Below are 8,800 nucleotides of genomic sequence, written 5' to 3' on the forward strand. Positions count from 1 at the left end.
ATTACAAAATCAACAGGACACAGGCTTTGGCAAAAATGAGAAATTGTGGTATTGTGCTTTTCTTCAGAGAATATATTCTGCCTATAATTGAAAAACTCCACAAACTATTTATTGAAAACAATTCTGCCATAAGAAATGGAAGAAAATTTCCAAGAAATATTCAACCACGCAAAAAAATATTTGCTTTCCCTTATAAACCAATTTCTTAACTTAATGACATTGGGTTGCAACCCACAAGTTCCCCGAATAGTATAAATGAATATGTTATAAATGGGAAGTCAGTATTTTTATACAGGTTCCGGTTATTGAAAATAGCCCATAATGAGATTTTTGAGGACGCCGTATTGTAATTTTCTGATTAAAGCTTCCAGCGCCTCTTCCGCATTCTCATTGGAAACCTTGCATGTCCCGGCGTTTGCGTGGCCCCCGCCGCCATGTAACGACATTATTTTCCCGATATGTGCCTTATACGACCTGTCTATAATGGATTTCCCCGCCACAAAGATGGTTTTGTTGCGAGCGGTATCAGGCAGGATATGGAGCGACACGTTGCATTCCGGATATAACGCATATACAATAAACCTGTTTCCGGGATAAATTACGTCTTCATGCCGAAAGTCGATTACCACCAGATTGTGGTACACAGAAGCACATCGTAAAACCTGTTCTTTGCCCTGATCGACAACGGAAAAATAGATCTCAATCCTTTCCTCTATTTCAGGCAAACCAAGTATTTCCAATATGTTGTGATCTTTACAGTAGTCAACTAATGTAAGCAGCAACTGGCTATGCAAAGACCGGAATTTTCCGAATTTTTCAAGGCCGGTTCTCTGGTCGATTATGTAATTCAAAAGATTCCAGCCCGCAGGATAAAGAATTTCATACGTAGTGAAGTTGGCGGTGTATCCTTTATCTACCGCGGACAACAACTCATCACTGATGTCAGGAAAACTTTTCCCTCCCCCGAGATAATTATATACCACCCTTGTAGTTGATGGGGCATTGGTGTCGATAATGAAGTTGTTCTTTTTGCCAACGCTGTTTTTTATGCTGTAGGGATAATTGTCAAATACCAAATAGGCTTTCTCTCTATAGGGTAATCCTGCCATGATATCATTGCTTGTGATTTGAATATTTCCACTTTCGATTTCTTTTGGATGGGTGAAGATGATGTCTTCTATTATCCCCAGCGACTTAAAAAGAATCGCACATCCCAAACCGTCAAAATCGCCCTTTGTAATTAACCGGTATTGTTTTTTGTCCACGTTTAGTACCTTATCAGTAATTTCTTTGCATTTTTTGGCAAAATATTTACTGGTGAAACCCAGTAATGGTGAAATACGAAATACGAAGTACGAAATACGAAACAAATTCAAATGACAAAATGATTTGAAATTCTAAACAAGTGCATCTTTCGTATCTCGCATTTCGTGCATCATATTGTTGTATGTTTTGGATTTGTTTTGAATTTTATGCTTTGTTATTCGGATTTGTTTCGTATTTCGTACTTCGTATTTCGTATTTCCCAAGTTGGTTTGACTATACTCTCAGTTTTTCCATAGGTAAAAGTTCTGCACTGCTGCACATATCGATGATGTGTTTCCATGTCTTTTTGAGTCTTTGATAATCGTTAATGCTTCCGGAAATTTCATGAATAAGGGAGGTTATATATTCTTCATCCTGTATTTTTTTGCCAATAGATTTGCAGTATTTGTTTTCAAGGGTAAGCAGGGTGTTTCCATAATGTAAAATATGTTGTTTTGTGTTTTCAAAATTCATTCCGTGGTAGAGCGATTCAAATGAGATTGTTCGTGCCCATGATTCTAAATAGGCAAGAATGGAGTGCTTGTTGCTTTTATATTGAAAATGTTCGTGAATGACGGATTTCCGGCTTTTCACTACCTGACGGCCTTTTTCCGTAACCCTTTGGGCGACAAATGTATCGTCGATGCCTGGCGCTTGTTTTATTGTTGGGCAAACGATATCCTCGTAAATAGCATCAATAACAAAATTTCCTCCGCGTATGTTTTTTACGATTTCAAGATGGTGTTCAATGCTTTCGTCCATCGCATTTTCTGTTGCTGTATCCTTATGCTTCAGATAGCGTAATGAGCTTTCGCCGTGGTGACCCAATGCTGCCAGAAATCTTAATTGGTCTTCCCGGTTTTCTATAAAGGTAAAATGTATGCCCCTTACCCCAGTGTACGGCCCGCTTACAATTGATATTTTTCCCGAACCCTTTGTTCCGCTAAGTATTTCAAAGTGGGCATTAAATATGGCGCCATCAGGCCGGGTATCGTCGTCAAAGAAAAATATTGATTCCGCACCTAAACACTTTGCGAGGAGAAAGCATTTATTTCTTGACGCCCCGTAACCAGAGGCGGTTTTTAGTATCTCAATAGATTCGCGGTCGATATCCTTTTTTGCCATTTCACAAAAGAACATCTTTTGTTCCTCTTTTCCGAAATGATACAGCGCAATCCTTCCTTTGAGACGATGCTTTACCTCTTCAAGGTATATGCGGTTCTTTTCGCAGACAGGGCTTTCGGAATTATCGACAATGCACATTGGCATGACAAATCCCTCAATCATCATTTGTTGCAGATAACTTTCAACGGATTTTGATTGAGCAATATTGTGTATGGTAGGTATAATGGTTACGCACGTGTTTCTTATAGAACCCATTTTGTATCAAATAGATAAGAATGAAATGGTTGTTTGAAATTATCGTTGTCTGAAAATCTTATCTGTTAACATATTTAATCATATTTAACAATGGTTTTTTATAACGGCTTGGTTAATGATCAATTAACAGGAATGCACAGGATAAAAATTAATAAAAAGAAACTACAGATTTCACAGATTACACAGATAAAAAAATCGTAAAATGGTAAATAAAAACATGCTTCCTATTGGAAATCTGCCAAAAATAAAAACCGGAAAGTTTGACGCCGAAAAATCCATCTTTTATCTGATGTGTATTTTTGCGGGGGTGGGGGCATTTTGTTTTATTTTCATGGCGGGATGTTATCTGGATATTTATTACCAGCTTGGGATATTCTGGGGGCTTATAGGTTTTATTATAGTTGCTGGTAAAATAGAGGTATTTAAACGCCCGCCCTTGCGAATCCTCTTCATCCTGATCATTGTGTTTATTACCCTGCGGTATTTGCTCTGGCGTACTTTCCAGAGTTTGGTGTACACGGGGCCACTGGATTATGCGGCGACCATTTTGCTTTATCTTGCGGAGGCATATGCGGTTGCTATTCACTTTTTCGGTTTATTTGTCAATATATGGCCGCTTAACCACAAGATAGTGCCTTTGCCTGCCGACTCCCGCTTGTATCCCACGGTGGATATTTTTATCCCTACTTACAATGAACCTGAAGATGTTATAAGAACTACTGCCATTTCGTGTACGCAGATTGACTATCCAAAGGACAAGTTTAATGTTTATATATTGGACGACGGCGGCACTGTCGCCAAAAGGAATCATCCAGAAAAGGGAATGGATGCGTGGAATAGGCACTATTCCCTGAAAAGGATGGCGAATGAACTGGGTATCAGTTATATTACGCGGCAGCAAAACGCACATGCCAAGGCGGGGAATCTGAACCATGCACTGCAGCACACAAGCGCAGAGCTTGTCCTCATATTGGATTGCGATCATGTGCCCACAAGGGATATTTTACGGAATACGGCAGGATGGTTTCTGAAAGATGAAAGGCTTTTTCTTGTGCAAACACCTCATTTTTTCATAAATCCTGACCCGTTTGAAAAAAATCTTGCGATATTTGGCGAAGCCCCTAGCGAGAATGAGATGTTTTATCATGGTATCCATCATGGCCTCGATTCCTGGAATGCTTCGTATTTCTGCGGTTCCGCCGCCCTTTTGCGAAGAAAATATTTAATGGAGGTTGGGGGTATTGCCGGCGAAACGATAACAGAAGACGCCGAAACAACAGTTGCTTTACATAGCAAGGGCTATAATAGCGTGTATATCGACAGGCCAATGGTATGCGGATTGTCTCCTGAGAGTTTTGATGATATGCTTGTACAAAGGAGCCGCTGGGCGCAGGGTATGATACAAATTTTCATACTGAGGAATCCCTTATTCGCAAAAGGAATGAAATGGTATCAGCGTCTCTGTTATATGAGCGCTTCCCTATTCTGGTTTTTTGGGTTTTCGAGGTTTATTTTTTATGTTGTCCCTGCGGCATTTTTATTGTTCGGATTGAAGGTATACCACGCATCTTTTGCAGAGACAGTGGCATATGCATTGCCCCACGTTATTGGGTGTATTGTTGTGACGGACTTTCTCCACGGCAAATTCAGATGGCCGTTTTTTTCCGAGATATATGAAAGCGTGCTGTCCATATTCCTTATGCCCGTGATATTTTCCGTTATCAGAAACCCACGGCATCCCACCTTTAAGGTCACCCCGAAAGGACAGAGTCTGGGCGAAACGGTGCTCACCTTGCAGGCAGTTCCCTTTCTTTTTATGGTATTTATAATTGCAGCGTGTGTTCCTGTGGGGATAGTAAAGTGGATACAATTCCCATTATACCGGGATATTATCCTTATTACCCTGTCGTGGACGATGTTTAATCTTTTTATCGCTGTGGCGTCGCTGGGCGCGTTTGTAGAGAGAAGGCAGATACGCCGTCATCATCGCATGTGGGCGCGGGGTGAGGTAAATGTATATTTTCCGCGCATGAAGTGTATTTTGCAGGGCGAAATAAAGGACATCTCGTATTCGGGGATGGGGGTGCAGTTGAAAACGCCGTTTCCAATAAAACCGGAAGAGGATGTTGTATTAAACGTCAGGGATATTTATGGGGAAAAATATGCATTTGATGCAAGAATATTCAGGCAAATAAAAAAGAAAGAGAACGTTTTCTGCGGATGTGATTTTGTTGTAAAAGGAAAAGCGGCGCAATTGCGTCTGATTAAATATGTGTATGGCGACAGTCAAAGATGGGAAGATTTTTTACAGAAGCGGTTTAAGCGTGTAAGTCCGTGGGTGATCTTCTATTTTATCGTGCGTATGGGTATAAAGGGCAGCAGGGACTGCGTTACACTTTCGTCGAAATTATTGTATAGCGTACTGAAAAAAGGGGTCTTTGTGGTATATGGGAAAATGCAGTCATTGTGGCTGAAAAAGATGAAGCTTGAAGGATTGCATACAAAATGAAACAATTATTTCTATGTATAGCAACCATCTTCTGCCTGGCACAACTGGCGCATGCAGCAGTATTAGAAGTGCCATTGTATAAATTAACCCCTGCGAAAAGCATTGATTTAAAATGTACCAGCGCTGAATATGCAATCCCGCTCAGTGTTCCGGAACGATGGGAAATTGAAAGGGCAGTCATGCGTTTTCAATATGTAAATTCATCTTCTTTGCTGGAAAACAAGTCCACCCTGGTAGTGAAAGTGAATGGATATCCGATTGCGCAAATCAAGCTAAGCCCTATAGTTCCGGAGGGGGAGGTAAAGGTGGCAATCCCTGCTATTTTGCTGGATACCGGCTACAACAGCATCAGCTTTGCCGTTACGCAGCATTATACCGATGAATGTGAAGACCCGTGCGCTCCAGATCTTTGGACAACCATTAAGGTTGACGAATCCGTTTTACGCGTGGAATACCGATTAAAACCGATTCCTTTGCGGTTATCGGCGATTCCTGAATTTATATTTGACCCAAAAATCTTTCCCCACGGCAGGGTGAATTTCATTGCCGAAGGACTTACTTCCGAGGAGTTAATCAATTATGCAGGCATCGTGGCTTCCGGAATTGCGCTGCGATATGATTACCGGCAGGTATTTTTCAGCCTGAGTAAAGATATCAAGCCCAATGTGGACAATATCCTTTTGGGGAAAAGTGATTTTATATACGATTTTTTAAGAAAAAAGGGCGTTGAAATAAATGAAGATGCCAGCACCCTTTTGAAAATAACACACCTTCCGCTGGAAAAATTCGTACGTGACCCTCATCACGCCTTAATTATAATTACCGGAGATAATATTGAGCAGGTGAAATTGGCTGCGGAAACGTTTGCCATTATGTCTTTTCCATTTCCCGACACAGACGAAATGACGCCGGTGAAGTTTGAACTTCCTGATGTTGCACAGTACAGCGGCAAACACATGCTGATTCCCGATAAAAAATATACCCTTAAAACCCTTAATCTTGAAACGTATACTTTTAAGGGATTATCTCCTAATCCGAAAGAAATCACCTTTCGCCTGCCGCCCGATTTTTTGGTGAAGCAAAATCAATATGCAAACCTTTCCCTGCACTTTGCATATGGCGCCGGCATGAGGAATTTTTCCGTACTGAATGTATTGCTGAATGGAATACATATACGGGCGGTTCGCCTTGATAACGAATTCGGGAATATTGTGGAAGGATATAACCTCTCAATCCCTACCTATTTGTTCCGGGCAGGAACCAACGTTATTTCCTTTGCGCCGATGTTAGCCCCGACAATGATTAGCAACTGTGAACCGATGCCCATAGACAATCTCTTCTTCACCATATTTGATAATTCAACATTTATTTTTCCGCCAATGCCGCATCTTGTTGAATTGCCCAGGCTGGAGCTGTTTTTTTTAAACGGATTTCCTTTTACCCGCTGGCCTGACGGACACGAAACGCTTCTCTTTATGACGCAGCCAACGTCCAGCGTGATAGCTTCCGCCTTTAACATCATTGGTTCTATCACTCAAAAAAACGGATTTCCCCTCCTGGAAATTAAAATGGGTTTTCGCAAGCCAGACGCATGGGACGGTGAGATTATTATTTTGGGAAGCGCAGAAAGCATTCCGGACGATTTAAAGGAACTCACACCTTTGAAACTTACAAAAAATACTTCCGTCCCGTACCCGGTGGTGAAGAGCTGGCGGGACGAAAAAACCCTTGCTTTCAGCGGGCAAATAAGCGATTTCGGGAAGGCGAAAGGCGCCATAATGCAATTCAAATCCCCCTACAGGGTTGGGCGCACGATATTGATGGTCACGGCGTTTTCTCCAAAAGAGCTGCAAGCCTTTAGCGAAATGCTGACAGAACCTGCGGTAGAAGGCGCGTGCAAAGGCGATCTGGCATTGGTTGACCTTGTTTCCGCCCCTCATTACAAGGTCTATTCTTTTGATATAGGGAAAAAATATTTCAGCGGTAAAGGCGGGAAAATATCCCGGATAAAGGCGTATATATATTCCATGAGTAAGTATTATGCTCACCTGTTAGTTTTTATCTTTCTGCTTTTGGGTATAACCGTTTTCTATCTGTTATATCGCTTTAGAAAAAGGAGGTTGAAAAGTGCATAAGAAATTATGTTGCATTATTATATGTATGTTTTTTATGCTGAGTATGTGCAAAATGACATACGGGCGGCAGCCTGCTGTTTGGGATGCATTTAAGACGAATTTTATCGGACAGGACGGCAGGGTGGTCGATTATTACAATGGACACGTCAGTCATTCCGAAGGGCAGGGATACGGAATGTTGTTGGCGGTAAAGTATAATGATAAGGCCGTGTTTGACAAGCTTTGGCAGTGGACGCAGGATAACATTGCGGTAAGAAACGATCATCTGTTTGCGTGGAAATGGGGAGAGAGAACGAGCGGTGCCTGGGGTGTAGTCGATTATAATAATGCTACCGACGGCGATATTCTTATCGCATACGCACTGATTAAGGGCGATGAAGAATGGCCCAACAATAATTATAAAAATACCGCATTGAAAATCATCAAAAGTGTGCGGGTGAATCTTGCAGTAGAGTGGAACGGACACCAATTTCTTTTACCCGGTTATCACGGATTTATCAGGGAGAATAATCGTTACATCGTAAACCCTTCCTATGTTATTTTTTCAGCGTACCGTGCGTTTGCAAAGGTTGACGCCGAAGCATTCTGGCAAAAGGTTTACAAAGACAGCATGTTGCTCGTTGCAAAATCCTGTTTTGGGTCGATGAAAATGCCTGCAGATTGGGTAATGCTGGAGGGTAAGGACATAGCTGTTTGTAATGAAAGAAAACCGTATTTCGGTTATGAGGCAATCCGCGTATTCCTCTATCTCTCGTGGGAGGAAAATCCCACGTTTCCGGAAGGTTTGGCGAAGATGTTGGATATTTATAATAAGCTGGGTTTTATTCCCCTTTGGGTAGATGTTGCAAACGACAGCATTTCGCTGCAAAATGCCCCGCCGGGTTTTTATGCTGTATTTGCCAGGGCGGCGGAGAAGATGGGTGAAAAAACGTTAAGTAAGAAATTGTTCAAAGAAGCAAGTGAAAGGCTGGCGTATGATAAAAAAGATTATTATTCGTATTGTCTGTACCTCCTGGCGGAAGAATGAAGAATGTCCGGTTGCCAGTTGCTTATTTGAAAGTGAAATCCGAAATACGAAGTACGAGATCCGAAACAAATTCTAATGACAAAATAATTGTAACACTTTAGTCTTTTGAAACCGGAAATTGTCATTTGTAGTGCGACGAGGTTCGTCGCACTATTTTTATACCCCGGCGGGTTCAGGTTTGCAACCTGAACCTATGAGTTTATGCGTATAATGGGACTATGTACTACGGAAAAATTCCAATGTCCAAATCACAAAATCCCTGTTTGGAATCTTGAATTTATTTGTCATTTGTTCTCCTAATAGAAGGCTGGATTGACAGTATAAAACGTTTGGTTCAGGTTGCAAACCAATGTCATTAAGTTAAGAAATTGGTTTATAAGGGAAAGCAAATATTTTTTTGCGTGGTTGAATATTTCTTGGAAATTTTCTTCCATTTCTTATAGC

General features: G+C 41.3%; 5 protein-coding genes and 1 pseudogene. 4 read left to right on the forward strand and 2 right to left on the reverse strand.

The window, feature by feature from the left end:
• Nucleotides 1-209 (forward strand): annotated as a pseudogene (locus ABJL82_RS16125) (hypothetical protein); the annotation flags it as partial.
• A gap of 93 nt (nt 210-302) precedes the next feature.
• Here ABJL82_RS16125 and ABJL82_RS16130 read toward each other — a convergent pair.
• Nucleotides 303-1,265 carry an exopolyphosphatase gene (locus tag ABJL82_RS16130; RefSeq protein WP_347275732.1) on the reverse strand — a complete coding sequence of 321 codons (963 nt, stop codon included), beginning with the start codon at nt 1,263-1,265 and terminating at the stop codon, nt 303-305.
• Nucleotides 1,266-1,539: 274 nt separating this feature from the next.
• Nucleotides 1,540-2,685 carry a DUF6271 family protein gene (locus ABJL82_RS16135; protein ID WP_347275733.1) on the reverse strand — a complete coding sequence of 382 codons (1,146 nt, stop codon included), beginning with the start codon at nt 2,683-2,685 and terminating at the stop codon, nt 1,540-1,542.
• Between the two features lie 202 nt (nt 2,686-2,887).
• Here ABJL82_RS16135 and bcsA point away from each other — a divergent pair, with 202 nt between their 5' ends.
• From bcsA to ABJL82_RS16150, 3 genes are read left to right on the forward strand one after another with little or no spacing between them, the layout of a single operon-like run.
• Nucleotides 2,888-5,194, forward strand: coding sequence for a UDP-forming cellulose synthase catalytic subunit (gene bcsA / locus ABJL82_RS16140; protein WP_347275734.1), 2,307 nt, complete (start codon nt 2,888-2,890; stop codon nt 5,192-5,194).
• The gene (locus ABJL82_RS16145) at nt 5,191-7,329 is read left to right on the forward strand and encodes a cellulose biosynthesis cyclic di-GMP-binding regulatory protein BcsB (protein WP_347275735.1); all 2,139 of its coding nucleotides are present in this window, start codon (nt 5,191-5,193) and stop codon (nt 7,327-7,329) included. The genes bcsA and ABJL82_RS16145 overlap by 4 nt, the downstream gene beginning before the upstream one ends.
• On the forward strand, nt 7,322-8,356 hold the full coding sequence (locus ABJL82_RS16150; RefSeq protein ID WP_347275736.1) for a glycosyl hydrolase family 8: 1,035 nt from the start codon (nt 7,322-7,324) through the stop codon (nt 8,354-8,356). The genes ABJL82_RS16145 and ABJL82_RS16150 overlap by 8 nt, the downstream gene beginning before the upstream one ends.
• The last annotated feature ends 444 nt before the right edge of the window (nt 8,357-8,800 follow it).

It is taken from the genome of Candidatus Kuenenia sp., assembly GCF_039794105.1.
Classification (GTDB): domain Bacteria; phylum Planctomycetota; class Brocadiia; order Brocadiales; family Brocadiaceae; genus Kuenenia.

Bases quoted from the DNA above. Each gene is read 5' to 3' on its own strand.
- ABJL82_RS16135 (WP_347275733.1), bottom strand. From the start codon at position 2,685: ATGGGTTCTATAAGAAACACGTGCGTAACCATTATACCTACCATACAC.
- ABJL82_RS16145 (WP_347275735.1), top strand. From the start codon at position 5,191: ATGAAACAATTATTTCTATGTATAGCAACCATCTTCTGCCTGGCACAA.
- bcsA (WP_347275734.1), top strand. From the start codon at position 2,888: ATGGTAAATAAAAACATGCTTCCTATTGGAAATCTGCCAAAAATAAAA.